The organism is Pseudomonas haemolytica (genome assembly GCF_009659625.1).
Classification (GTDB): Bacteria; Pseudomonadota; Gammaproteobacteria; order Pseudomonadales; family Pseudomonadaceae; genus Aquipseudomonas; species Aquipseudomonas haemolytica.
In genome coordinates, this window is the sequence record NZ_VOIW01000007.1 from 334,557 (window position 1) to 358,005 (window position 23,449).

A 23,449-nucleotide genomic window follows, 5' to 3' on the forward strand; every position below is an offset into this window, starting at 1 on the left:
TCCTTTGACGCTTGAAATTAATGACAGCCCCTTTCACATGAAAGAGTACTGGGCTGGGTTGCAGGAAAGTAAGAGACGTCGAACGGGTTGTAGCACAACTACTTCAGCTACTGCCCAGGTCCAGGTTCCAAGCGACCCATGCAAACACAGTGGGCAAACTCTACGCCAACTAAGATGAAAAACACAAGCCCTGACAAAACCCCAGGTTTTGCTGGGGTCATGACACTTTGTTGAATGTCGGTGGGCGTGGCTTATTCGATAGAGATGTTCACTTGTTATAGAAACTTTCCAATAGAGAAGACTATCGACAATGCACTGTTTTATGGCGGTTGCGTTACAGATTAGTGCGCGTTAACGCAACCGCGTTACTTATAGAAACAGTCACTCAACCACGATAGTAACGTTGCGGTACGAATGGCATTTTACTTACACGTAATGGCACCTTTTTCCCACGTACCAGCGCTGAGACTTCGGTATCCAGTGTGACAAATGCGCTGTCCAGGTAACCCATTGCCAGCGGGCCGCCCAAGGTCGGGCCAAAGCCGCCGCTGCACACGCTACCGATCACCGTGCCGTGTTCGTCGACGATTTCGGCACCTTCACGCACCGGGGTACGTTCCTGGGGCAACAAGCCCACGCGCTTGCGGCTGACCCCGGCTTGCTGCTGGGTGAAAATCCGGTCGGCACCCGGGAAGCCGCCAGCGCGTGCGCCGTCAGCGCGACGGGCCTTGGAAATGGCCCACAACAGGCTGGCTTCGATAGGCGTGGTGTCGGCGTTCATATCATGGCCGTACAGGCACAGGCCGGCTTCCAGGCGCAGGGAGTCGCGAGCGCCCAGGCCAATGGCTTGTACTTCGGTTTCTGCCAGCAGGCTACGGGCCAGGCTTTCGGCGTTGGCTGCCGGTACCGAGATTTCAAAACCGTCTTCGCCGGTATAGCCGGAGCGGCTGACGTAGCAGTCCACGCCCAGCAGGCGCAGGGTGGCAAATTGCATGAAGGTCATCTTGGACACTTGCGGCGCCAGGCGCGCCAGTACCTTCACCGCTGCCGGGCCTTGCAGGGCCAGCAGGGCGCGTTCTTCGAACAGCGGCTCGATGGTGCATTGGTCGCCGATATGTTGGCGCAGGTGTGCCAGGTCCTGGTCCTTGCAGGCGGCGTTGACCACCAGGAACAGTTCGTCGTTGCCCAGGTTGGCGACCATCAGGTCGTCGAGGATACCGCCTTGCTCGTTGGTGAACATTGCGTAGCGCTGCATGCCCACCGGCAGGTCGATGATGTCGACCGGCACCAGGGTTTCCAGGGCCTTGGCGGCATTGGCGCCGGTCAGGCGGATCTGGCCCATGTGGGACACATCGAACAGCCCGGCCTGCTCACGGGTGTGCAGGTGTTCCTTCATCACGCCCAGCGGGTACTGCACCGGCATGTCGTAGCCGGCGAAGGGCACCATGCGTGCGCCCAGTTCGAGGTGCAGGGCGTGCAATGGGGTTTTCAACAGGGTTTCGGTGGACATATTCAGCTCCTGAAAAACGTGCCGGCGCGCTTGTAGGCGTCAGCACTCGATAATGTTGACCGCCAAACCGCCACGGGCGGTTTCCTTGTATTTGCTTTTCATGTCGGCGCCGGTCTGGCGCATGGTGCGGATGACCTTGTCGAGGGATACAAAGTGCTGCCCGTCACCGCGCAAGGCCATGCGTACCGCATTGATCGCCTTCACCGAGCCCATGGCATTGCGCTCGATGCACGGCACCTGTACCAACCCGCCAATCGGGTCGCAGGTCAGGCCGAGGTTGTGTTCCATGCCGATCTCGGCGGCGTTTTCCACTTGGGATACGCTGCCGCCCAGCACTTCGCACAAGGCGCCTGCGGCCATGGAACAGGCCACGCCGACCTCGCCCTGGCAGCCGACTTCGGCGCCGGAGATCGAGGCGTTTTCCTTGTACAAGATGCCGATGGCGGCGGCGGTGAGCAGGAAGCGCACCACGCCGTCTTCGTTCGCGCCGGGGATAAAGCGCATGTAGTAATGCAGCACCGCCGGCACGATACCTGCCGCGCCGTTGGTGGGCGCGGTGACCACCCGCCCGCCGTTGGCATTTTCTTCGTTGACCGCCAGCGCATACAGGTTGACCCAGTCCAACACCGACAGCGGGTCACGCAGTGCAGACTCAGGGTTCTTGCACAACTGCCTGTGCAACGCCGCCGCCCGGCGCTTGACCTTCAAGCCTCCGGGCAGGATGCCTTCGTTGCGACAGCCGGCATCCACGCAGTCCTGCATGACCTGCCAGATTTTCAGCAGGCCGGCGCGGGTTTCCGCTTCCGGGCGCCAGGCGCTTTCATTGGTCAGCATCACTTGGCTGATGGACAGCCCATAGGTGGTGCAATGGCCAAGCAAGTCCTTGGCGTGTTTGAACGGGAAGGTCAGGGGCGTAGCGTCTTCGACGATCCGGTCGGCGCCAGCCGCGTCTTCATCCACCACAAAACCGCCGCCCACCGAGTAGTACTCACGGCTGCGGATCTGGATATTGGCGGCGTCGAAGGCACGGAAAATCATGCCGTTGGGATGATAGGCCAGGGGTTTGCGAATCATCGCCAGGTGTTCTTTCTCGTTGAACGCGATGCTGTGTTCGCCGAGCAGGTTGAGGCGCCCGTCACTGCGCATCTGCGCCAGGCGTGCAGCGACGGTTTCGGTATTCACGGTGTCCGGGTGTTCGCCTTCCAGGCCCAGCAGCACGGCCTTGTCGCTGCCGTGGCCTTTGCCGGTAGCACCCAGCGATCCGTAGAGTTCCACCTTGATGCCGGTGGTGGCGCTCAGCAGGTTGTCACGCTTGAGGCCCTCGACGAATCGAGCCGCCGCACGCATCGGGCCGACAGTGTGGGAACTGGAGGGGCCGATGCCAATCTTGAACAGGTCGAACACGCTTAAAGACATGAGTTGTTCTCCGGTTTCTTATTATGTATCGGGTGCACTCGGTCAGTGTGGGAGGGGGCTTGCTCCCGATGGCAGTGTGTCAGTCAACAGAGGTGTTGAATGTAAAGCCGCCATCGGGAGCAAGCCCCCTCCCACATTTGATTGAGTTCAGCCTCAGGTTACGCGTAGCTCTCGATTGAAGGGCACGCACACACCAGGTTGCGATCGCCAAACACGTTGTCGACCCGGCCAACCGGCGGCCAGTACTTGCCTTCGATCAGTGATGCAACCGGGTACACCGCTTGTTCACGGCTGTACGGGTGCGACCACTCACCTACCAATTCAGCAGCGGTGTGCGGTGCGTTCTTGAGTGGGTTGTCGTCCTTGTCCAATGTGCCGTTTTCCACCGCGCGGATCTCTTCGCGGATGGCGATCATGGCGTCGCAGAAGCGGTCCAGTTCTTCCTTGGATTCACTTTCGGTCGGCTCGATCATCAAGGTGCCGGCCACCGGGAAGGACATGGTCGGCGCATGGAAACCGAAGTCGATCAGGCGCTTGGCCACGTCATCCACGCTGATGCCGCTGCTGTCTTTCAGCGGGCGCAGGTCGAGGATGCATTCATGCGCCACCAGGCCGTTGCTGCCGGTGTAGAGGACTGGGTAGTGCTCTTCCAGGCGACGGGAAATGTAGTTGGCGTTGAGGATCGCCAACTGCGAAGCGCGCTTGAGGCCGGCGCCGCCCATCATGCTGATGTACATCCAGGTGATCGGCAGAATGCTCGCGCTGCCGAACGGTGCCGCACACACCGCGCCTTCCTTGCGTTCCATGGCCGCGTGGCCAGGCAGGAATGGCGTGAGGTGGGACTTGACGCCAATCGGGCCAACGCCCGGGCCGCCACCGCCGTGGGGGATGCAGAAGGTCTTGTGCAGGTTCAGGTGGGATACGTCGCCGCCGAACTTGCCCGGTGCGCAGAGGCCGACCATCGCGTTCATGTTGGCGCCGTCGATGTACACCTGGCCGCCGTTGTCGTGAATGATCGCGCAGATTTCGCGGATGCCTTCCTCGAATACACCGTGGGTGGACGGGTAGGTGATCATCAGCGCGGCGAGGTGCTCGCGGTGTTCGATGGCTTTGGCGCGCAGGTCTTCGATATCGACGTTGCCACGCGAATCGCAAGCGGTCACCACCACGCGCATGCCGGCCATGTTGGCGGTCGCCGGGTTGGTGCCGTGGGCCGACGACGGGATCAGGCAGATGTCGCGACGTTCTTCGCCACGGCTCTGGTGATAGGCACGGATGGCCAAGAGGCCTGCGTATTCACCCTGGGAACCGGCGTTCGGCTGCAAGGAGATCGCGTCGTAACCGGTGGCCGCGCAGAGCATGGCTTCCAGTTCGGTGGTCAGTTGCAGGTAGCCGGCGCTTTGTGCGGCTGGCGCGAACGGGTGCAGGGCGCCGAATTCGGCCCAGGTCACCGGGATCATTTCGCTGGCGGCGTTGAGCTTCATGGTGCACGAGCCCAGCGGGATCATGGTGCGGTCCAGGGCCAGGTCCTTGTCAGCCAGCTTGCGCAGGTAGCGCATCAGCTCGGTTTCGGAGTGATAGCGGTTGAACACCGGGTGGCTGAGGATCGCCGACTGGCGCAGCAAGGCGCTCGGCAGCGTGCTTTCGGTTGCGGCGAAGGTCGGCAGGGCCTTGCCGTCGGCGAAGATGGCCCACAAGGCTTCGATATCGGCCTGGGTGGTGGTTTCGTCGACCGACAGGCCGACACGCTCGGCATCTACCACGCGCAGGTTGATGCGCTGGGCACGGGCCTTGTCATGCAGGGCGGCGGTGTTGGCGCCGGTGTTGACTGTAATCGTGTCGAAGAAGTTTTTCTGCTCGACCTTCAGGCCCAGGGCGGTCAAGCCTTTAGCCAGGATCGCGGTCAGTTGGTGAATGCGCTGGGCGATCTGGGTCAGGCCTTTGGGGCCGTGGTACACGGCGTACATGCTGGCGATGTTGGCCAACAGCACTTGGGCGGTGCAGATGTTGCTGGTGGCTTTCTCGCGGCGGATATGTTGCTCGCGGGTCTGCATGGCCAGGCGCAGGGCCGGCTTGCCGAAGCGGTCGACCGAAACACCGACCAGGCGCCCAGGCATGTCGCGCTTGAACGCATCCTTGGTGGAGAAGTACGCCGCGTGCGGGCCGCCAAAGCCCAGCGGCACGCCGAAGCGTTGCGCGCTGCCGATGGCGACGTCGGCACCGAACTCACCCGGTGGCGTCAGCAGGGTCAGGGCCAGCAGGTCAGCAGCCACGGCCACCAGGGCGTTGGCGGCGTGGAAGCGCTCGGTCAGTTCGCGGTAGTCGAACACGTCACCGTTGCTCGCCGGGTATTGCAGCAGGGCGCCGAAGAACGCGCTGACGTCGGTCAGTTCGCGCTCATCGCCGACCACCACGTCGATGCCCAGCGGCTCGGCACGGGTGCGCAGTACGTCGAGGGTTTGCGGATGGCTGTGCACCGAAGCGAAGAAGGCGTTGCTGCCCTTGTTCTTGCTCAGGCGCTTGCAGAAAGTCATGGCTTCGGCAGCGGCGGTGGCTTCATCGAGCAGGGAAGCGTTGGCAATCGGCAGGCCGGTGAGGTCGCTGATCAGGGTCTGGAAATTCAGCAGTGCTTCCAGGCGGCCTTGGGAAATCTCAGGCTGGTACGGCGTGTAAGCAGTGTACCAGGCCGGGTTTTCCAGGAGGTTGCGCAGGATCGGTGAGGGTGTGTGGCAGTTGTAGTAGCCCTGGCCGATGTAGGTCTTGAACAGTTGGTTCTTGCCGGCGATGGCCTTGATCTTGGCCAGGGCCTCGGCTTCGCTCAGGCCGTCTTCCAGGCCGAGCACGCTGGTGCCCTTGATGCTTTCCGGGATCACGCTGGCGCTCAGGGCTTCCAGGGAATCAAAACCCAGGCTGGCGAGCATTTGCTGCTCGTCTTCCTGGCGTGGGCCGATGTGGCGGGCGATGAATTCGTTGGCGGTCGTGAGATTAACGGTCATGGCGCGCTCCTCAGGCTTCAGCGTTGGCTTTGATCAGGCGGTCGTACGCGTCCTGATCCAACAGTTTAGCTACCGCCTCGGCATCGGCCGGTTTAAAGCGGAAGAACCAGCCTTCGCCCATCGGGTCTTCGTTGACCAGTTCCGGGCTGCCATCAAGTTTGTCGTTGACTTCGAGTACTTCGCCGTCCAACGGCATGTATACGCCGCTGGCGGCCTTGACCGATTCTACGGTAGACGCTTCGGCGCCCTTGTCGTAAGCCTGCAACTCCGGCAGTTGCACGAAAACCACATCACCCAGCGCGTTCTGCGCGAAAGCGGTGATGCCCACGGTGACGCTGCCATCGGCTTCGGCGCGCAGCCATTCGTGATCTTCAGTGAAACGCAACTCGCTCATGGAAACTCCTCAGGGCCAGAATCGTCTGGTGGACGGGATTGGAATAATGGGAGTTGCTTAGCAATATTGCGGCCAAGGTTGCTAATTCGTTACAAATCAACGAGTTAATAAAATTGGTTATGACGTTGGTGCATTTGGGTGTAGCGATTTCGCTACAGTCGGGTGCGTGAAAAAAAGCCTATGTGGATCAAAGCCTTGCATGGCGCGTAAAAAACAGGGTTGTAGCGATATCGTTACACTGTAGCGCTTTCAGTACAGTGAATGTCGTTCTCAGACCAAAAATTGGAATGCCTTCCCACATTGACTGCATTCCACAGTTAGATCCCATACCGTTAGCAGTCAGTGCTTGCTGGGAATGCCGTACTTGCGCAAGCGATGGGCAATCGCCGTATGGGAGGTCTGCAGGCGGCTGGCCAGTTGGCGCGTCGAGGGGTAGCTGGTGTAGAGGGTTTCCAGCAGGTTGCGCTCGAAGTCTTCTACCGCCTGTTCCAGGCTGTCGACTTCACCATCGCTCTGGCGTGCGACGGAGGTGCCGGCGATGTCCAGGTCGCCGATGTCCACCAGGCTGCTTTCGCAGATGGCGGCGGCGCGGAAGATCACGTTTTGCAGTTGCCGCACATTACCCGGCCAGCGGTTGCCCAGCAGCGCCGGGTAAGTGCCGGGCGCCAGGCGGCAGACCGGGCGCTGGATTTGCGCGCAGGCCTGCTGCATGAAGTAGCGCGCCAGCAGCAGGATGTCCTGGCCGCGCTCGCGCAGGGGCGGTACTTCGACATTGAGCACATTGAGGCGGTAAAACAGGTCTTCGCGAAAGGTGCCCTCGCTGACCATTTTTTCCAGGTCGCGGTGGGTGGCGCTGAGGATGCGCACATTGACCTTCACTTCGCGATCACCGCCTACGCGGCGAAAGCTGCCGTCATTGAGAAACCGTAGCAGCTTGGCTTGCAGGTACGGCGACATCTCGCCGATTTCATCCAGAAATACCGTGCCCTGGTTGGCCAGTTCCATCAGCCCCGGCTTGCCGCCGCGCTGCGCACCGGTGAAGGCGCCCGGGGCGTAACCGAACAACTCGCTTTCGGCGAGGTTTTCCGGCAGCGCCGCGCAGTTCAGGGCCAGAAACGGCGCACTGTGGCGCGTGCTGATGGCGTGGCAGGCACGCGCCACCAGCTCTTTGCCGGTGCCGGTTTCGCCTTGGATCAGCAGCGGTGCATCCAACGCCGCCACGCGTTGCGCCCGCGCCTTGAGGGTGCGGATCGCCGGGGATTCGCCCAGCAGTGCATCAAAACCTTCGGCATGGTCGTGGTGCAGCGCTGACAGTTGTTCACCGATGCGGTTGGGCTGGTAGAGGGTGAGCAGGGCACCAGCGTCGGTGATCGGCGTGGCGTCCAGCAGCAAGGTCTGGCCGTTGACGCTGATCTCGCGCAACGGCAAACGAAAGCCGTGCTCCAGCAAGGTGTCCAGCAGTGCCGGGTCGTTGAACAGCTCGGCGATGCTTTCCCCGGCCGGCTCGCGCCCGTACAGCGCGATCAGTGCCGGGTTGGCCAGCAGGATCTTGCCCGCGCTGTCCAGGGCCAGTACCGGGTCGGTCATGGCCGCCAGCAATGCGTCGAGTTGCAGGTGGCGGCGTTGGCCCGGCAGGATGTCGACCACCTTCACCGCCTGCACGCCGTGCACGCTGAACAACGCGTCGCGCAGTTCTTCAAGCACCTCGGCGCTGAGGGTCGGCGCGTCGATATAGACGTTGGGCGGCACCATCTCCACCGCATCCAGGTTGAGATTGCGCCCACCGAGCAAGGCCAGGACTTCCTGGGTGATGCCGACGCGGTCGATGAAGCTGACGTGGATACGCATGGGGCGATTGGCAATTCTGGAGAGCAGAGGCGGCAAGTATGCCTTGGCGCGGGGCGCAGGTGAAATCTGACAAATGATGAAGATCAAGATGTGGGAGGGAGCAAGCCCCCTCCCACAGTTTGAACTGCATTGTGTCAGTGCAGGCGTGTTACTCCAGGTGTTCGGGTTTGACTGGATCACCTGATTTCACATCCAGCTGATGCCGCACATCCTCGAACATCAAGTCGTACTGCTTGTGCATCGAGCCATTGAGCACCGCGACTTTCGGCATGCCGTATTTCTGCGCAATGTTCATCGCATGCCGGGCAAAATCGAAGGCTTGGTCCTTGGGCAGGAAGAACTCTTCCTTGAGGTCCTTGCCCTGCACCGAACCGTGCAACTTGAAGAGCATTCCCTTGCCTTCCTTTGGGTCCTGACTGACTTCATAGTCGATGCACAGGTTGTAGCTGTAATCGTCTTTGTTGAGCGCGTGACGTTCGACGTGCAGGTGACCGGGTTCAAAGGTGGCCATAGGCGTTGCTCCTCTACTTCACAGGTAGGTGATGCCAGGTTTTGCCGTGCTGATGCGGGTGCCGGCGCTGCCCTGGACGATGGCTTCGATGTCCGAGAGTGAACCGATCACTGCGGTTTTGCCAGTCTGGCGGGCGAACTCGCAGGCCGCTTGCACCTTGGGGCCCATGGAGCCGGCGGCGAAGCCGAGTTTTTCCATTTCGTCCGGGTGGGCCTGGCCGATGGCTTTCTGCGTGGGCTTGCCGAAGTCGATAAAGGCGGCGTTGACGTCGGTGGCGATTACCAGCAAATCAGCGTCCAGTTGCGAGGCCAGCAGCGACGAGCACAGGTCTTTGTCGATCACTGCCTCGATGCCCTTGAGCTTGCCGTCTTCGCCATACATCGTCGGGATGCCACCGCCGCCGGCGCAGATCACGATGGCGCTTTTTTCCAGCAGCCACTTGATCGGGCGGATTTCAAAGATGCGTTTGGGGCGCGGGCTGGCGACCACACGGCGGTATTTATCGCCATCGGGCGCAATGGCCCAGCCTTTTTCGGCGGCGAGTTTTTCTGCTTCGGCTTTGGAATACACCGGGCCGATGGGTTTGGTCGGGTTCTGGAACGCCGGGTCCTTGGCGTCCACTTCGACCTGGGTAAGCAGCGTTGCGAACGGCACTTCGAAGTCCAGCAGGTTGCCCAGTTCCTGTTCGATGATGTAGCCGATCATGCCCTCGGTCTCGGCGCCCAGCACGTCCAGCGGGTAGGGCGAGACGCTGGTGTAGGCCGCCGCTTGCAACGACAGCAGGCCGACTTGCGGGCCGTTGCCGTGGGCGATCACCAGCTCATTGCCGGCGTGGATCTTGGCGATCTGTTCGGTGGCGATACGGATATTGGCGCGTTGGTTGTCCGCGGTCATGGGTTCACCACGGCGCAGGAGGGCGTTGCCGCCCAGGGCTACGACGATGCGCATAAAGAATGTCCTTTTGAAATGTGGGAGGGGGCTTGCTCCCGATAGCGGTGTGTCAGTTGATAGAAGTGTGGCTGAACCACCGCTATCGGGAGCAAGCCCCCTCCCACATTGACTGTGTTGCAGCAGGAAAAATTAGATATCCGCCAACGCCGACACCAGAATCGCCTTGATGGTATGCATGCGGTTTTCCGCCTGCTCAAAGGCAATGTTGGCCGGCGACTCGAAGACTTCCTCGGTCACTTCCACGCCATTGGCCAGGTGCGGATACCGCGCAGCGATGTCCTTGCCGACCTTGGTTTCGCTGTTATGGAACGCCGGCAGGCAGTGCATGAATTTCACCCGAGGGTTGCCCGAGGCTTTCATCATCTTGGCGTTGACCTGGTACGGCAGCAATTGCTCGATACGCTCGTCCCACGCTTCGACCGGCTCACCCATGGACACCCAGATATCGGTGTGGATGAAGTCCACGCCCTTGACCGCTTCCTTAGGGTCTTCGGTGATGGTGATGCGTGCGCCGCTTTCCTCGGCAAACGCCTGGCATTGCTTGATGAAATCTTCGTGCGGCCACAGCGCTTTGGGCGCACCGATGCGCACGTCCATGCCGAGCTTGGCGCCGATCATCAGCAACGAATTGCCCATGTTGTAGCGTGCATCGCCTAGGTACGCGTAGCTGATGTCATGCAGCGGCTTGTCGCTGTGTTCGCGCATGGTCAGGGTGTCGGCGATCATTTGTGTCGGGTGGAATTCGGCAGTCAGGCCGTTGAACACCGGCACACCGGCGAACTTGGCCAGCTCTTCGACGATTTCCTGTTCGAAGCCACGGTATTCAATCGCATCGAACATCCGACCCAATACGCGGGCGGTGTCTTTCATGCTTTCTTTATGGCCGATCTGCGACGACACCGGGTCGATGTAGGTGACGTGGGCGCCCTGGTCATGGGCCGCGACTTCGAAGGCGCAGCGGGTGCGGGTCGAGGTTTTTTCGAAGATCAGCGCGATGTTCTTGCCTTGCAGGTGCGGACGCTCGGTGCCGGTGTATTTGGCGCGCTTGAGGTCGCGGGACAGGTCCAGCAGGTAGTTCAGCTCGCGGGTGGTGTGGTGCATCAGCGACAGCAGGCTGCGGTTGCGCATGTTGAAAGCCATGATGGATCTCCTTCTGTTTAGGTTATCCCCCTGGCCGGCGCCTTATGGGCGCCGGCCAAGGCCTGGAAATTAATAGTCGATAGGGTCGCGGATGATCGGGCAGGTCATGCAGTGGCCGCCGCCACGGCCACGGCCGAGCTCACCGGCGCTGATGGTGATGACTTCCACACCAGCTTTGCGCAGCAGCGTGTTGGTGTAGGTGTTGCGGTCGTAGCCGATCACCACGCCAGGCTCTACAGCCACCACGTTGTTGCCGTCATCCCACTGTTCGCGTTCGGCGGCGAAGCTGTTGCCGCCGGTCTCGACGACACGTAGTGCCTTGAGGTTGAGGGCTGCGGCGACGGTCTCGAGGAAGTTGGTTTTTTCCCGTTGGATGTCGATACCGTGCGGCTTGGTTTCGTCAGGGCGCAGGGTGAACGGCACGATCTGGTTGACCACTTCGGGGAAGACGGTAACCAGGTCGCGGTCGCAGAAGCTGAACACGGTGTCCAGGTGCATGGCTGCGCGGGATTTCGGCAGGCCGGCAACGATCACGCGTTCCACGGCTTTGTTCTTGAACAGGTTGCGCGCCAGTTGGCCAATGGCTTGGTGAGACGAGCGCTCGCCCATGCCGATCAACACCACGCCATTGCCAATCGGCATCACGTCACCGCCTTCCAGGGTGGCAGCGCCGTGTTCCTGGTCGGGGTCGCCGTACCAGATCTGGAAGTCGGCGTTGGTGAACTCGGGGTGGAACTTGTAGATGGCGGACGTCAGCAGGGTTTCCTGGCGTCGCGCCGGCCAGTACATCGGGTTGAGCGTCACACCGCCATAGATCCAGCAGGTGGTGTCACGGGTGAACTGGGTGTTGGGCAGCGGCGGCAGAATGAAACTGGCGTGGCCGAGGAAGTCGCGGAACATCTCGATAGTCTTGCCACCGAAGCTGCTCGGCAGGTCATCGGCCGACACGCCGCCAATCAGGAACTCGCTGACCTTGCGCGGCTCAAGGCTGCGCAGCCACGAGCCGACTTCATCGACCAGGCCCAGGCCCACCGTGTTGGCGGTGATCTTGCGCTCCAGGATCCAGTCGAGGGCTTCGGGGATGGCGACGATATCGGTGAGCAGGTTGTGCATTTCCAGCACATCAATGTCCCGCTCGCGCATCTTGGTCACGAAGTCGAAGTGGTCGCGCTTGGCCTGGGCCACCCACAGCACGTCATCGAACAGCAGTTCATCGCAGTTGTTGGGGGTCAGCCGCTGGTGGGCCAAACCTGGGGAGCACACCATGACTTTGCGCAGTTTGCCGGCTTCGGAATGTACGCCGTACTTCACTTTTTCCGTGGTCATTACAGATCCTCCAGTGAACACATTCATCTTGGGTTACAGAGTCAGGAAGCCGTCGTAGAGCCCATAGGCCGCCACCAGGGCGCCAATGACCACTGCGGCGAAAATCAGCTTCTCGACGTTGGTGAAAATCGGTTTGCCCAGTTCACGCTTGGCCTTGGCGAACAAAATCGCGCCGGGGGCATAGAGCAGGGCGGAGAGCAGCAGGTACTTGGTGCCGCCGGCATACAACAGCCAGATCGCGTAGATCAGGGCGATGGCGCCGATGAACAGGTCTTTCTTGCGCTCCTTGAGGGCGTTTTCGTAGGTCTCACCACGCACCGCCAGCAGCAGGGCGTAGGCCGCCGACCACAGGTAAGGCACCAGGATCATCGAGGTGGCGAGGTAGATCAGCGACAGGTAGGTGCTGGCGGAAAACAGCGTGATCACCAGGAAGATCTGCACCATCGCGTTGGTCAGCCACAGGGCATTGACCGGCACATGGTTGGCGTTTTCCTTACGCAGGAACTCCGGCATGGTGTGGTCCTTGGCGGCGGCGAACATGATCTCCGCACACAGCAGCACCCACGACAGCAACGCACCCAGCAGCGAGATGATCAGGCCGACGCTGATCAGCACCGCGCCCCAGTGGCCCACCACGTGTTCCAGCACGGCGGCCATCGATGGGTTCTGCAGCTTGGCCAATTCCGGTTGGGTCATGATCCCCAGGGACAGCACGTTCACCAGCATCAGGAACAGCAGCACGGTGATAAAGCCGATCACGGTGGCCTTGCCCACATCACTACGTTTCTCTGCACGGGACGAGAAGATGCTCGCGCCTTCGATGCCGATAAACACCCAGACGGTCACCAGCATCATGTTGCGCACCTGGTTCATCACACTGCCCAGGTCGGGGTTTTTTACGCCCCAGATGTCAGCGGTGAAGATGTCCAGCTTGAACGCGAACAATGCAATCAGCACGAACAGCAGCAGCGGCACCACCTTGGCGACGGTGGTCACCAGGTTGATGAACGCCGCCTCTTTGATCCCGCGCAGTACCAGGAAATGCACGGCCCACAACAGCACCGACGCACCGATCACCGCCGCCGGCGTATTGCCTTCGCCAAACATCGGGAAAAAGTAGCCGAGGGTGCTGAACAAGAGCACGAAGTAGCCGACGTTGCCCAGCCAGGCACTGATCCAGTAACCCCAGGCGGATGAGAAACCCATGTAGTCGCCAAAACCGGCCTTGGCGTAGGCGTATACACCGCCGTCGAGGTCAGGCTTGCGGTTGGCCAGGGTCTGGAACACGAATGCGAGGGTCAACATGCCGATGGCGGTAATTACCCAACCGATCAACACCGCGCCTACATCGGCGCTGGCGGCCATGTTTTGCGGCAGTGAGAAGATCCCGCCGCCAATCATCGAGCCCACGACAAGAGCGACCAGGGCGCCTAATCGAAGTTTTCCGGGAGTTTCAGACATTGCATGACTCCAATGCAGGAGAAGAGAGACCACAGAATAAATCCGTGCGCTAATCAAACAGCTGACTCAGATCACGTCATTGGCACATTCCATTGTGAATTAATGACTTGGGACGCGAACCAGTGGGCAGTAAGAACCTTGGAAAGGCGCGATCCAGAGAGGTCTGTGTGCTTATCCTGGCGTGGGCATGGACAGTTGAAGCTAGACCTTATTCGCGAATGCGCAAACTTTTTCGGCTGTGTTCGACGAGCGTTTGATTTAGGCGTATTTAAATTCTAAATAAGCCTAAACTTCACCTATTGAAGACCCATAAGTTATGAGCCTGTTGGTTTAAATACGGTCGCCAATAAACGCTACACTCCCCCCGTTTAATATTGAGTGCACACGTGTCAGCTCAAGTTGTTAGTTAATTCAGGAGACTTCATGCCGCAACCGGCCCACAAACTTCGGCTTAGTGCCCTGATCGCCCTGGTGGTTGGCTCAATGATTGGTGGTGGGATCTTCTCGCTCCCGCAAAATATGGCCGCCCGTGCAGAGGTGGGCGCTGTATTGATCGGCTGGGGCATCACCGCCATCGGCATGCTGACGCTGGCGTTTGTCTTCCAGACGTTGGCCAATCGCAAACCCGAACTGGATTCAGGCGTATATGCCTATGCCAAGGCCGGTTTCGGTGACTACATGGGGTTCTCATCCGCCTGGGGTTACTGGATCAGCGCGTGGATGGGCAACGTTGGCTACTTCGTGTTGCTGTTCAGCACGCTCGGCTACTTTTTTCCGGCGTTCGGCCAGGGCAATACACCGCTGGCGATCGGCTGCGCATCGCTGTTGCTATGGGCGGTGCATTTCCTGGTGATGCGCGGGATCAAGGAGGCCGCGTTTATCAACCAGATCACCACGGTGGCGAAGATCGTGCCGCTGTTGGTGTTCATCGTGATCGCCGCTGTCGCGTTCAAGGCGGATATTTTCACCCGCGATATCTGGGGCCTGGGCAACCCACAAATGGGCAGTGTGGTCGAGCAGGTGCGCCACATGATGCTGGTCACGGTGTTTGTGTTTATCGGCATCGAAGGTGCCAGTGTGTACTCCGCGCGGGCGCAGAAACGCTCGGATGTGGGGCGCGCCACGCTGATTGGATTTCTGGGGGTGCTGGCATTGCTGGTGCTGGTGAATGTGCTGTCCCTGGGCATCATGAGCCAGCCGGAACTGGCGCAATTGCAGAACCCGTCCCTGGCCGGCGTGCTGGAGCATATCGTCGGGCCGTGGGGCGCCATGCTGATCAGCCTCGGGCTGGCGGTGTCGCTGCTCGGCGCGCTGCTGTCCTGGGCGCTGCTGTGCGCCGAAATCCTCTACGCCACTGCTCACGATAAAACCATGCCGGCGTTCCTGAAAAAGGAAAATGCCAACCAGGTGCCGGTCAACGCCTTGTGGCTGACCAATGTGATGATTCAGGTTTTCCTGGTGATCACGCTGTTTTCGCAGAGCACCTACACCACGCTGATCTACCTGGCGTCGTCGATGATCCTGGTGCCCTACCTGTGGTCGGCGGCCTATGCGGTGCTGTTGAGCGGGCGTGGCGAAACCTATGACGGCGCCCAGCGCCAGCGCATGAAAGATTTGCTGGTGGGGCTGATCGCACTCGGCTACGCGGTATGGCTGTTGTATGCCGGTGGTTTGAAATACTTGCTGCTGTCGGCGCTGCTGTATGCGCCGGGTGTGATCCTGTTCGCCCAGGCCAAGCGTGAGCAGGGCCAACCTTTGTTTACCCACATGGAAAAAGGCATTTTCAGTTGTGTGGTCGCGGGCGCCGGGGTGGCGGCGTACGGGTTGTATAGCGGGGTTTTGTCGTTGTGAGATTGGCATAGGGTGGAGGGTGAATGTACTGGCCTCATCGGGGGCAAGCCCCCTCCCACACTTGACCGAGTACTTACTTTGAAATGCGGTCGAATGTGGGAGGGGGCTTGCCCCCGATGGCGGTCTCCAGGTCACCACTGAGGCCGGTGTGACCCCAGTTCCCCCGCTGGCAAATCCCACTGCAATGGCGTGCCGCTGATGCTCAGTGGTGCCAGCAACCGATGGGCCTGCCCCCAGGCTGTCTGCTCCACCACCAAGCCTTGATCGCTTGGCTCTTCGGCGCGCAACGCCACCTGCTCCGGCACTTGCCCCGCATCCACCAACAACTTCGCCGTGCGCGCCAATGACAAGCGCGCTGACCCACCCCGGCCGGATGCCAGGCGTTCGCTCAAGGCCCGGATCGCACTGGCGGCCATCAGGTAGCCGGTGGCGTGATCCAGTGCCTGCAACGGCAGCGGCACCGGTTTATCCGCCTGCTTCCACGCCATGCCCGCCTCGGCAATGCCACTGCTCATCTGCACCAGGCTGTCGAAGCCGCGACGGTTACGCCATGGGCCGCTCCAGCCGTAGGCATTGAGGCTGACGTCGATCAGCCCGGGGGCGAGGTGTTGCCGTTCGCCAGCGGTGTAACCCAGTTGCTCCAGTGCATCGGCACGGTACCCGTGGAACAGCACGTCAGCGTCCTTGAGCAACGCTTCGAATACCTGCCGGCCTTCAGGGCTTTTCAGGTCGAGGCGGGCGCAGCGCTTGCCCAAAGTCATTTCCGGTACCACGCCGGGTTCGTTCCAGGTGGGCGAGTCAATGCGCAATACATCCGCACCTAATCCTGCGAGGAAGCGACTGGCCACGGGGCCGGCCAGTACGCGGGTCAGGTTCAGCACCTTGATGCCGGCCAACGGGCGGGCAGCCGAGCCGGGCCAGGGTTTGTCGGTGGCGCTTTCGAAGACCTGGCGCTGTATCAATTCCTCGGCATTTACCGCCAAGCCTTGTGGGTGCTGCTGCCAGGCTTGCCACGAACGCATCTGCGCCGCACAACCGCCGGCGTCGACGATCGCCTGTTCCAGGTCAGCGGCGCTCCATGTCGCGACTTTGGTCGCCATCTCGGCGCGGTCGGCAACACGCCCCAGCACCCGCTCGACCGCTGCGCGGTGATGGGGCGCATTGGTGTGCAAACGAATCCAGCCGTCGGTACTGGCGTAGTCGCCGGCCACCGGGTCCCATAGCGGTGGCACTTGCCAACCCACTGGGCGAATCGAAGAGGAGAACCACAGCGACGCGAGGCGTCGGTCCACACTGACGCTGGGCAGGCGCCCGGTTTGTAGCTGGATCAACTGGGCGACAGCCTGGCCGGCAGCGCCGATGCTGGCGGCGGCCAGGTCAGTGACGGCGAAGGTCGAGGGCAGGGCGCCGACTTCAGTCATCGGCGGCGCGGTGTGTGGTAGATCGAGTGCGGCTTGGATGGGAGTCAGCAGGTCAGTCATCAAAGGCCCTCCGTAAGAGAAGGGCCACTATAGAAGATCTTCACACGGGTGTGACAACGCCTGGTTCCAGCGGCAGGTCGATGCTGGCGATAAAACCGCCGTCAGGGTGATTGGCCAGGATCAGGTTGCCGCCATGGCGCTCGGCAGCGCGACGCGCGATGGCCAGCCCCAGGCCATGGCCCTGGGCAACCTGGCCGGGGGCGCGGTAGAACGGCTCGCCCAGTTGGCTCAGGTGCTCGGCGTCAACGCCGGGGCCGTGGTCGCGTACGCTGATCAGAATGCGCCCGCCTTGGTGCTGGGCCTGCAATTCAATCGGTTGGCCGACCGGGTTGAAGCGTTGGGCGTTGCGCAGCAGGTTATCCACGGCCCGTTCGATCATGGTCGGCCAGCCTTTGAGGTGCAGGTCGGCGTCGGTGCGCAATTGCACCGCTTGGTCCGGCGCGCCGAGCTGAGCGTCCTTTTGCAGGGTCTTGAGCAGCGGGTTGAGGTCGATGTCTTCGGCGCTGGCATTGTCGGCGTCGACCCGTGCCAGTACCAGGATCTCGCTGATCAAGGCTTCCAGGCGGTCGCATTCGCGGGTCAGGCGCGGCCAGAGTTTCTCGCGTTCTTCGGGGCTGGCGCGTTCGGCCAGGGCCAAGGCGATACGCAAGCGCGCCAGGGGCGAGCGCAGTTCGTGGGATACGTCGCGCAGCAACTGGCGCTGGCTGCCGATCAGGCTTTGCAGGCGCGCGCCCATGCGGTTGAAGTCGGTGGCCAATACGCCGAATTCATCGCGCCGATTGGCCAATTGCGCCAGGCTGTTTTGTTGATAAGTGGCTTGGCCCAGGTCATGCACCGCGCCGCGCAGGCGGCTGAGTGGGCGGGTAATGGACAGCGTCACCAACAGGCTGAACAGGGTCAGCACCACCAGGGTAATCGCCAATGCACTGAACGGCCACAACAGGCTGCTGCGGTGCCAGGCGTCCAGCTCCGGGTGAGGAATGCGGTAGATCAACAGGTAGGTGTCGCCGGTTTTGTCGCTGCTGTACTCGGCGGTCAGACGCCGCCAGGGCAGGTGGCCGTCCTGGCTGTCATTCTGCCGGGCTTCGAAGGCGGCGGCGCGGCGCGGGAAGGTGCCGCGCACCACTGGCTCGCCACTTTCGTTGAGCACTTGCACGTCGATGTGGTACTGGCGTTTGCGCTGTTGCAGCAAATCCTGGGCGGCGTCCTCGCCCTGGGCTTCGTAGAGTTGCGTCCACTCTTGCGCCAGGTTGTTGAGGCCGGGGTGGCGGCTGAGAATCCAGGCGTCCTGGTTGAGCATGTGCCCAAGCAGGATCGACAACCCGGCAACCAGGGCGATGGCCAGCCAGAAACTTGCCAGGATACGCCAGAACAATGAACGCACAGGAAACCCTCAAACAGGAAAAGCCCAGTGGCGTGAACCACTGGGCTGTAGGCTTAACGCTCGCGCATTATTGCGCTTTTTGCGCTTGCTGGGCTTTCCAGGCCTGGAATTCCTTCCACTCGGCACGGCGCTCGGCTTGCTTCTTGACGATCTCGTCGTATTTCTTCTGTTGGTCGGGCTTGAGCAGGGCGCGGATGTCGGCCTGGGTTTTCTGCTTGCCGGCGGCGATTTCGTCTTGCATCGCTTTCTGGTCAGCGGCCGGGAGTTTGTCCAGGTACTTTTTGACCAGGTCTTTGCGAGCGTGCCATTGATCACCCATCAGCTTGCCGATCTGCTGGCGCTGTTCCTTGCTCAGGTCCAGTTGGCTGAACGGGCCACCTTTGCCACGCGGACCGTGTTCACCACCGTGGCCCGGGCCACCCATCATGTGGCCGGAAGGTTCGCCCATCGGGCCTGCGCCTTCTGGCATGGCCATGGCAACGGTAGGCAGTGCAGCGGCGAGCATCAAAGCGATAAGGGTCTTGCGCATGGTGATTCTCCTGTCTCTATTCCGGTGAGTCCGGATGTGAGTAGGTTACGCAGAACAAGGTCAGCCGCCGTCAGGAGAGGGTAAAGGTTTGGTAAGGCTGGGGGTGGCAGCTTCAAGCGGCAAGCTGCCCCTAGAGGCTGTAGTAGTAACCGCGACTGCGCAACGCCACGATCCGTGGCCGGCCATCCGCGTGCGGGCCGATCTTTTTGCGCAGGTTGCTGACGTGCATGTCCAGGCTGCGATCGTAAAGGGTCAGCTTGCGACCCAGGGCGATCTGCGCCAGTTCCTGTTTATCCAGGGGCTCGCCGGGTTGGCGTAACAGGGCTTCGAGCAGGCGGCTTTCGGAGACGGTGAGGGTGAATTCCTGCTCATCGATGCTGACCACGCCGCGTACCGGGCTGAAGCACAGGTCGCCCAGTTCGAGCTGGGTCGACACCGCGGCCGGATGGCTGCGGCGCAGTACCGCGCGCAGGCGCGCAGTCAGCTCGCGAGGGTCGCAGGGCTTGGCCAGGTAATCGTCGGCGCCCAGTTCCAGGCCGAGGATGCGGTCCAGGGGTTCGCCACGGGCCGAGAGCATCAGCACCGGCAGCTCCGGATGGTCGTTGCGCAATTGCTTGAGCAGCTCCAGGCCGCTGCCGTCAGGCAGCATCACATCCAGCACAACCGCCGCCGGGGCGGCTTCGGCCAAGGCTTTGCGGGCGCTCAAGCCATCGTGGCAGGCGCGCACCTGGAAACCTTCCTGGCTCAGCCAACTGGTCAGCAGCTCACAGAGCTCCTGGTCATCATCAATCAGTAACAGCTCGCTCATGACTCACTCAATTTAGCCATTGTCGACGGCGACGGTGCCCACCGCTGGCGAAGATCCCACACAGCAGGGCGATCAGGGCGACGGCCCCGCCGGTGACGAACCATTGCTGCTGTTCGGTCAGCCAGCGGGTCAAGGCCCCGCCCTGCGTCTCTTTGAGTTGCTGGGCCAGGCGTTGGTTCTCTTGGCGCAAACGACTTAATTGAGCGCTTTCGCGGGTAGCGTCTGCGCGTTGCAGTTGTTTGCTCAGTTCTTCACGCTGGCGTTCGCTGTCTTTCAAACGTTGCTGCAACTCGGTGACCTGGGCGTCGGCACTCGAGGGCAGGGGCGCGGCAGCGCCGGTGTTCGAGGCCTCTTCAGCGTGGGCCGTAGCCCCGATCGTTAACACTGCCAACAGGCACAACTGACGTAAGCGCATCGGAACTCCTGATTCCACACGAATATTCAGAACGTTGTCGGCAGGTTACCGGGAATAATGAGCCATTAGGAGTACGCCGAACCGATTTGGTTCGGCGCCGCCGGGCTCAAGGCAGGACTTGCTTGAACGGCTTGACCACGACATTGGCGTAGACACCTGCCGCGACATACGGGTCAGCATCGGCCCAGGCCTTGGCGTGGGCCAGGGAGGCAAACTCGGCGACAATCAGGCTACCGGTGAAACCGGCCTCGCCCGGGTCATTGCTGTCCACCGCAGGATGCGGGCCGGCCAGCACGATTCGGCCTTCGGCCTGCAGCTGTTTGAGGCGTTCGACATGGGCCGGGCGCACGCTCAGGCGTTTTTCCAGTGAGTCGGCAACATCGGTAGCAATGATGGCGTAGAGCATGTCAGTCCTCGGTTTTCGGCGTGGTAGGGGCGGTGTCATGCAGGTGACGCGACAGGTAGATACCCTGACCGATCAGGAACAACACGGTCATGCCCAGGCTGCCGAACACTTTGAAGTCAACCCAGTAGTCCTGGAAGGTAAAGGCCACGAACAGGTTGGCGGCACCGCAGAACAGGAAAAACACGATCCAGGCCACGTTCAGGCGTACCCACACCGGCTCCGGCAAGGTCAGCGCGTGGCCCATGATCCGCTTGATCAGCAGGCGGTCACCAATGAAGTGGCTGCCGATAAACACCAGCGCGAACAGCCAGTTGACGACCGGGGCTTTCCATTTAAGGAAGGTTTCGCTGTGGAAGGCCAGGGTCAGGCCGCCGAAGACCAGGCAGGCGACGAGGGTCAGCCATTGGCTTTTTTCTAGCTTGCGCTGGGAGATGAAGATGGCGCCGTAGACCACGATAGAGCTGATGATCAGCACGGCAGTGGCACTGTAGATGCCCCCGAAGGACAGCGGGTGACCGGCGATTTCGATGACCCTGGGGTCGAGTTTGGTAACGATGAAAAACAGCAACAGCGGGATGAAGTCGATGAATTGTTTCACAGTAAGAGCCAGAAGCTGGATGTGGCGGCATAATAACAAACATCCTTGGTTGCGATAGCGCCAGCTGACTTGAGGTTACACACCCCCGTGAATGTTGATTTGCACTGCCACAGCACAGCCTCCGACGGCGCCCTGGCGCCCGCGATACTGGTTGCGCGGGCGTTTGAAAAAGGCGTGCGAGTTCTGTCGTTGACCGACCATGACACCCTCGAGGGCCTCGATGAAGCCCGTGAAGCTGCGCACTCCCTGAGCATGCAACTGGTCAACGGTGTGGAATTGTCCTGCACCTGGGGCGGCGCCACCATTCATGTACTTGGCTATGGTTTCGATCAACATGCCCCGCCACTGGTAGCGGCCATCGCCCAATTGCACGATGGCCGCTGGCTGCGGTCCGAAGAAATAAGCCGCAAGCTCAGCCTTAAAGGCATGCCCGGTGCCCTGGACGGCGCCCGCGCCATCCAGCAGGAACTGGGCGACAGTGGTAACGCACCGGCCCGTCCGCATTTTGCCGACTGGATGGTGCGCGAAGGTTATGTCAAGGATCGCGCCGAAGCCTTTCGCAAATGGCTGGGGGCCGGCAAGTTGGGCGATGTGAAGCTGCATTGGCCGACCCTGGAAGACACCGTAGAGACCTTGCGGGCCTCCGGCGCCTGGGTCAGCCTGGCGCATCCCTGGCATTACGATTTCACCCGCAGTAAACGTCGCAAGCTGATCAGCGACTATATTGGAGCGGGCGGCCACGCAATTGAAGTGGTTAACGGGCATCAACCCGCCGAACAGGTGGGTAGCCTGGCGATTCTTGCCCGCGAATTTGGTCTGCTGGTCAGTGCCGGCAGTGATTTTCATGGCCCAGGCGGCTGGTCCGAGATTGGCGAGTATCGCCAGGTCCCGGAAGATCTGCCGCTGTTGTGGGGGCGATTCAAGCATGACCCCATTATTGCCACCGTCTGAACAGGTAGAACACGTGAGTCAATTCTTCCAGATTCATCCGGAAAACCCTCAAGCGCGCCTGATCAAACAGGCCGTGGAGATCATCCGTGCCGGCGGCGTGGTGATCTACCCGACTGATTCGTCCTATGCCATTGGTTGTCAGATCGGCGACAAGGGCGCGGTCGAGCGCGTAAGGCGCCTGCGCCAGTTGGACGACAAGCACAACTTCGCGCTGATTTGCAGCGACTTGTCCCAACTGGGGCTGTTCGCCAAGGTCGACACCGGTACCTTCCGCCTGCTCAAGGCCCACACGCCGGGGCCCTATACCTTCATTCTCAACGCCACCCGCGAAGTGCCGCGCCTGTTGCTGCACCCGAAGAAACGTACCATCGGCCTGCGTGTGCCGGAACACCCGATAGCCCTGGCGCTGCTGGCTGAACTGGGTGAACCGCTGATGAGCGTGTCGTTGATTCTGCCGGGTGAAACCGAGCCGCTGTACGACCCTTACGAAATGCGGCGCCTGCTGGAAAAGCACGTCGACCTGATCATCGACGGCGGCTACGGCGGCAACAAGGCCTCCACCGTGATCAACCTCGCCGACGGCGAACCGGAGGTGGTGCGCGTGGGTTGCGGCGATCCGACCCCGTTCATGGTCGAGGCCTGAATGTCGGTCGTGGAAACCGCTGATCCCCAGGCCGGCGCCCAGCAGGAACTGCCGTTTGCCATGGTGTATGGCCAGGCGGTCATGGAAATGCCCCTGGACCTGTACATCCCGCCGGATGCCCTGGAGGTGTTTCTTGAAGCCTTTGAAGGCCCGCTGGACTTGCTGCTGTACCTGATTCGCAAGCAGAACATCAATATCCTCGACATCCCCGTGGCGGAAATCACCCGCCAGTACATGGGCTACGTCGAGCTGATGCAGTCGGTGCGCCTGGAACTGGCCGCCGAGTACCTGGTGATGGCCGCCATGCTCGCCGAGATCAAGTCGCGCATGCTGTTGCCGCGCTCGGAAACGGTGGAAGCCGAAGAGGATGACCCGCGCGCCGAGCTGATCCGTCGCCTGCAGGAATACGAGCGCTTCAAGGCCGCTGCCGAAGGCATCGACGGCCTGAGCCGTGTGGGCCGTGATGTGGTGGTGCCCAAGCTCGATGCGCCCGAAGCGCGTGCGCGCAAATTGCTGCCGGATGTGAGCCTGGAAGAATTGCTGATGTCCATGGCCGAAGTACTGCGCCGTGGCGACATGTTTGAACACCATCAGGTCAGCCGTGAGGCGCTGTCCACCCGCGAGCGCATGAGCGATGTGCTGGAGCGTCTCAAGGGCGGTGGTTTTGTGCCGTTTGTCGAGCTGTTCACCGCCGAGGAGGGGCGACTTGGGGTCGTGGTGACCTTTATGGCGATCCTTGAACTGGTCAAGGAGTCCTTGGTGGAGCTGGTCCAGAATGAGCCTTTTGCGGCTATCCACGTGCGGGCGCGAGCCGAATAAAGAGCTGAATC

The 23,449-nt window shown here is 61.2% G+C and carries 21 protein-coding genes; 4 read left to right on the top strand and 17 right to left on the bottom strand.

Going from position 1 to position 23,449, the window contains the following annotated elements:
- Window positions 1-385: 385 nt before the first annotated feature.
- The 10 genes from gcvT to arcD (FRT59_RS23270) all read right to left on the bottom strand — a co-directional run bounded on the left by gcvT (window position 386) and on the right by arcD (FRT59_RS23270) (window position 13,553).
- Window positions 386-1,510 carry a glycine cleavage system aminomethyltransferase GcvT gene (gene gcvT / locus FRT59_RS23225; protein ID WP_153839065.1) on the bottom strand — a complete coding sequence of 375 codons (1,125 nt, stop codon included), beginning with the start codon at window positions 1,508-1,510 and terminating at the stop codon, window positions 386-388.
- Between the two features lie 39 nt (window positions 1,511-1,549).
- Window positions 1,550-2,926: an L-serine ammonia-lyase gene (locus FRT59_RS23230; protein ID WP_153872487.1), complete on the bottom strand. Its 1,377-nt coding sequence runs from the start codon at window positions 2,924-2,926 to the stop codon at window positions 1,550-1,552.
- Window positions 2,927-3,084: 158 nt separating this feature from the next.
- On the bottom strand, window positions 3,085-5,922 hold the full coding sequence (gene gcvP, locus FRT59_RS23235) for an aminomethyl-transferring glycine dehydrogenase (RefSeq protein WP_034115742.1): 2,838 nt from the start codon (window positions 5,920-5,922) through the stop codon (window positions 3,085-3,087).
- 10 nt (window positions 5,923-5,932) lie between these two features.
- Window positions 5,933-6,316, bottom strand: coding sequence for a glycine cleavage system protein GcvH (gene gcvH, locus FRT59_RS23240; RefSeq protein ID WP_032879722.1), 384 nt, complete (start codon window positions 6,314-6,316; stop codon window positions 5,933-5,935).
- A 339-nt stretch (window positions 6,317-6,655) separates the two neighbouring features.
- Window positions 6,656-8,164: a sigma-54-dependent transcriptional regulator gene (locus tag FRT59_RS23245; protein ID WP_153839062.1), complete on the bottom strand. Its 1,509-nt coding sequence runs from the start codon at window positions 8,162-8,164 to the stop codon at window positions 6,656-6,658.
- A 148-nt stretch (window positions 8,165-8,312) separates the two neighbouring features.
- Window positions 8,313-8,675, bottom strand: coding sequence for a DUF5064 family protein (locus FRT59_RS23250; RefSeq protein ID WP_043049087.1), 363 nt, complete (start codon window positions 8,673-8,675; stop codon window positions 8,313-8,315).
- A gap of 18 nt (window positions 8,676-8,693) precedes the next feature.
- Window positions 8,694-9,623: a carbamate kinase gene (gene arcC, locus FRT59_RS23255; protein WP_034115739.1), complete on the bottom strand. Its 930-nt coding sequence runs from the start codon at window positions 9,621-9,623 to the stop codon at window positions 8,694-8,696.
- Window positions 9,624-9,755: 132 nt separating this feature from the next.
- Complete coding sequence (locus FRT59_RS23260; protein WP_005790837.1) at window positions 9,756-10,766, bottom strand: ornithine carbamoyltransferase; 1,011 nt, start codon at window positions 10,764-10,766, stop codon at window positions 9,756-9,758.
- Window positions 10,767-10,835: 69 nt separating this feature from the next.
- On the bottom strand, window positions 10,836-12,092 hold the full coding sequence (arcA, locus tag FRT59_RS23265) for an arginine deiminase (protein ID WP_153839060.1): 1,257 nt from the start codon (window positions 12,090-12,092) through the stop codon (window positions 10,836-10,838).
- Window positions 12,093-12,125: 33 nt separating this feature from the next.
- Window positions 12,126-13,553 (bottom strand): arginine-ornithine antiporter, encoded by a 1,428-nt coding sequence (gene arcD / locus FRT59_RS23270; protein WP_034115737.1) that lies wholly within the window; start codon window positions 13,551-13,553, stop codon window positions 12,126-12,128.
- Window positions 13,554-13,976: 423 nt separating this feature from the next.
- On the opposite strand from arcD (FRT59_RS23270), the gene arcD (FRT59_RS23275) reads away from it, so the two are divergent.
- Window positions 13,977-15,404 carry an arginine-ornithine antiporter gene (gene arcD / locus FRT59_RS23275; RefSeq protein WP_153872488.1) on the top strand — a complete coding sequence of 476 codons (1,428 nt, stop codon included), beginning with the start codon at window positions 13,977-13,979 and terminating at the stop codon, window positions 15,402-15,404.
- A gap of 131 nt (window positions 15,405-15,535) precedes the next feature.
- Here the strand turns inward: arcD (FRT59_RS23275) and FRT59_RS23280 are convergent, their stop codons facing one another.
- From FRT59_RS23280 to FRT59_RS23310, 7 genes are all read right to left on the bottom strand, one after another.
- Window positions 15,536-16,885: a CoA transferase gene (locus tag FRT59_RS23280; RefSeq protein ID WP_153872489.1), complete on the bottom strand. Its 1,350-nt coding sequence runs from the start codon at window positions 16,883-16,885 to the stop codon at window positions 15,536-15,538.
- A gap of 40 nt (window positions 16,886-16,925) precedes the next feature.
- Window positions 16,926-18,269 (bottom strand): sensor histidine kinase, encoded by a 1,344-nt coding sequence (locus FRT59_RS23285; protein WP_198809827.1) that lies wholly within the window; start codon window positions 18,267-18,269, stop codon window positions 16,926-16,928.
- 67 nt (window positions 18,270-18,336) lie between these two features.
- Window positions 18,337-18,798: an LTXXQ domain protein gene (locus FRT59_RS23290; RefSeq protein ID WP_034115733.1), complete on the bottom strand. Its 462-nt coding sequence runs from the start codon at window positions 18,796-18,798 to the stop codon at window positions 18,337-18,339.
- Window positions 18,799-18,928: 130 nt separating this feature from the next.
- Window positions 18,929-19,606: a response regulator transcription factor gene (locus FRT59_RS23295; protein ID WP_034115732.1), complete on the bottom strand. Its 678-nt coding sequence runs from the start codon at window positions 19,604-19,606 to the stop codon at window positions 18,929-18,931.
- A gap of 7 nt (window positions 19,607-19,613) precedes the next feature.
- On the bottom strand, window positions 19,614-20,021 hold the full coding sequence (locus FRT59_RS23300; RefSeq protein ID WP_034115731.1) for an SH3 domain-containing protein: 408 nt from the start codon (window positions 20,019-20,021) through the stop codon (window positions 19,614-19,616).
- A 106-nt stretch (window positions 20,022-20,127) separates the two neighbouring features.
- Entirely contained in the window at window positions 20,128-20,427 is a 300-nt protein-coding gene (locus FRT59_RS23305) for a YciI family protein (protein ID WP_153872490.1), read from the bottom strand.
- Window position 20,428: 1 nt separating this feature from the next.
- Window positions 20,429-21,025 carry a septation protein A gene (locus FRT59_RS23310; RefSeq protein WP_034115729.1) on the bottom strand — a complete coding sequence of 199 codons (597 nt, stop codon included), beginning with the start codon at window positions 21,023-21,025 and terminating at the stop codon, window positions 20,429-20,431.
- Between the two features lie 87 nt (window positions 21,026-21,112).
- Here FRT59_RS23310 and FRT59_RS23315 point away from each other — a divergent pair, with 87 nt between their 5' ends.
- The 3 genes from FRT59_RS23315 (at window position 21,113) to FRT59_RS23325 (ending at window position 23,438) form a co-directional block, all read left to right on the top strand.
- Entirely contained in the window at window positions 21,113-21,976 is an 864-nt protein-coding gene (locus FRT59_RS23315; protein ID WP_198809826.1) for a PHP domain-containing protein, read from the top strand.
- A 13-nt stretch (window positions 21,977-21,989) separates the two neighbouring features.
- Complete coding sequence (locus FRT59_RS23320; RefSeq protein ID WP_034115727.1) at window positions 21,990-22,619, top strand: L-threonylcarbamoyladenylate synthase; 630 nt, start codon at window positions 21,990-21,992, stop codon at window positions 22,617-22,619.
- A 120-nt stretch (window positions 22,620-22,739) separates the two neighbouring features.
- Window positions 22,740-23,438: a segregation and condensation protein A gene (locus FRT59_RS23325; RefSeq protein WP_178115112.1), complete on the top strand. Its 699-nt coding sequence runs from the start codon at window positions 22,740-22,742 to the stop codon at window positions 23,436-23,438.
- Window positions 23,439-23,449: the final 11 nt, after the last annotated feature.

Excerpts from the sequence above, each read along its gene's own strand:
- FRT59_RS23300 (WP_034115731.1), bottom strand. The coding sequence starts at position 20,021 with ATGCGCTTACGTCAGTTGTGCCTGTTGGCAGTGTTAACGATCGGGGCT.
- FRT59_RS23295 (WP_034115732.1), bottom strand. The coding sequence starts at position 19,606 with ATGAGCGAGCTGTTACTGATTGATGATGACCAGGAGCTCTGTGAGCTG.
- FRT59_RS23245 (WP_153839062.1), bottom strand. The coding sequence starts at position 8,164 with ATGCGTATCCACGTCAGCTTCATCGACCGCGTCGGCATCACCCAGGAA.
- FRT59_RS23250 (WP_043049087.1), bottom strand. The coding sequence starts at position 8,675 with ATGGCCACCTTTGAACCCGGTCACCTGCACGTCGAACGTCACGCGCTC.
- FRT59_RS23260 (WP_005790837.1), bottom strand. The coding sequence starts at position 10,766 with ATGGCTTTCAACATGCGCAACCGCAGCCTGCTGTCGCTGATGCACCAC.
- FRT59_RS23280 (WP_153872489.1), bottom strand. The coding sequence starts at position 16,885 with ATGACTGACCTGCTGACTCCCATCCAAGCCGCACTCGATCTACCACAC.
- arcC (WP_034115739.1), bottom strand. The coding sequence starts at position 9,623 with ATGCGCATCGTCGTAGCCCTGGGCGGCAACGCCCTCCTGCGCCGTGGT.
- gcvH (WP_032879722.1), bottom strand. The coding sequence starts at position 6,316 with ATGAGCGAGTTGCGTTTCACTGAAGATCACGAATGGCTGCGCGCCGAA.
- arcD (WP_153872488.1), top strand. The coding sequence starts at position 13,977 with ATGCCGCAACCGGCCCACAAACTTCGGCTTAGTGCCCTGATCGCCCTG.
- gcvT (WP_153839065.1), bottom strand. The coding sequence starts at position 1,510 with ATGTCCACCGAAACCCTGTTGAAAACCCCATTGCACGCCCTGCACCTC.
- arcD (WP_034115737.1), bottom strand. The coding sequence starts at position 13,553 with ATGTCTGAAACTCCCGGAAAACTTCGATTAGGCGCCCTGGTCGCTCTT.
- gcvP (WP_034115742.1), bottom strand. The coding sequence starts at position 5,922 with ATGACCGTTAATCTCACGACCGCCAACGAATTCATCGCCCGCCACATC.
- arcA (WP_153839060.1), bottom strand. The coding sequence starts at position 12,092 with ATGACCACGGAAAAAGTGAAGTACGGCGTACATTCCGAAGCCGGCAAA.
- FRT59_RS23290 (WP_034115733.1), bottom strand. The coding sequence starts at position 18,798 with ATGCGCAAGACCCTTATCGCTTTGATGCTCGCCGCTGCACTGCCTACC.
- FRT59_RS23230 (WP_153872487.1), bottom strand. The coding sequence starts at position 2,926 with ATGTCTTTAAGCGTGTTCGACCTGTTCAAGATTGGCATCGGCCCCTCC.
- FRT59_RS23305 (WP_153872490.1), bottom strand. The coding sequence starts at position 20,427 with ATGCTCTACGCCATCATTGCTACCGATGTTGCCGACTCACTGGAAAAA.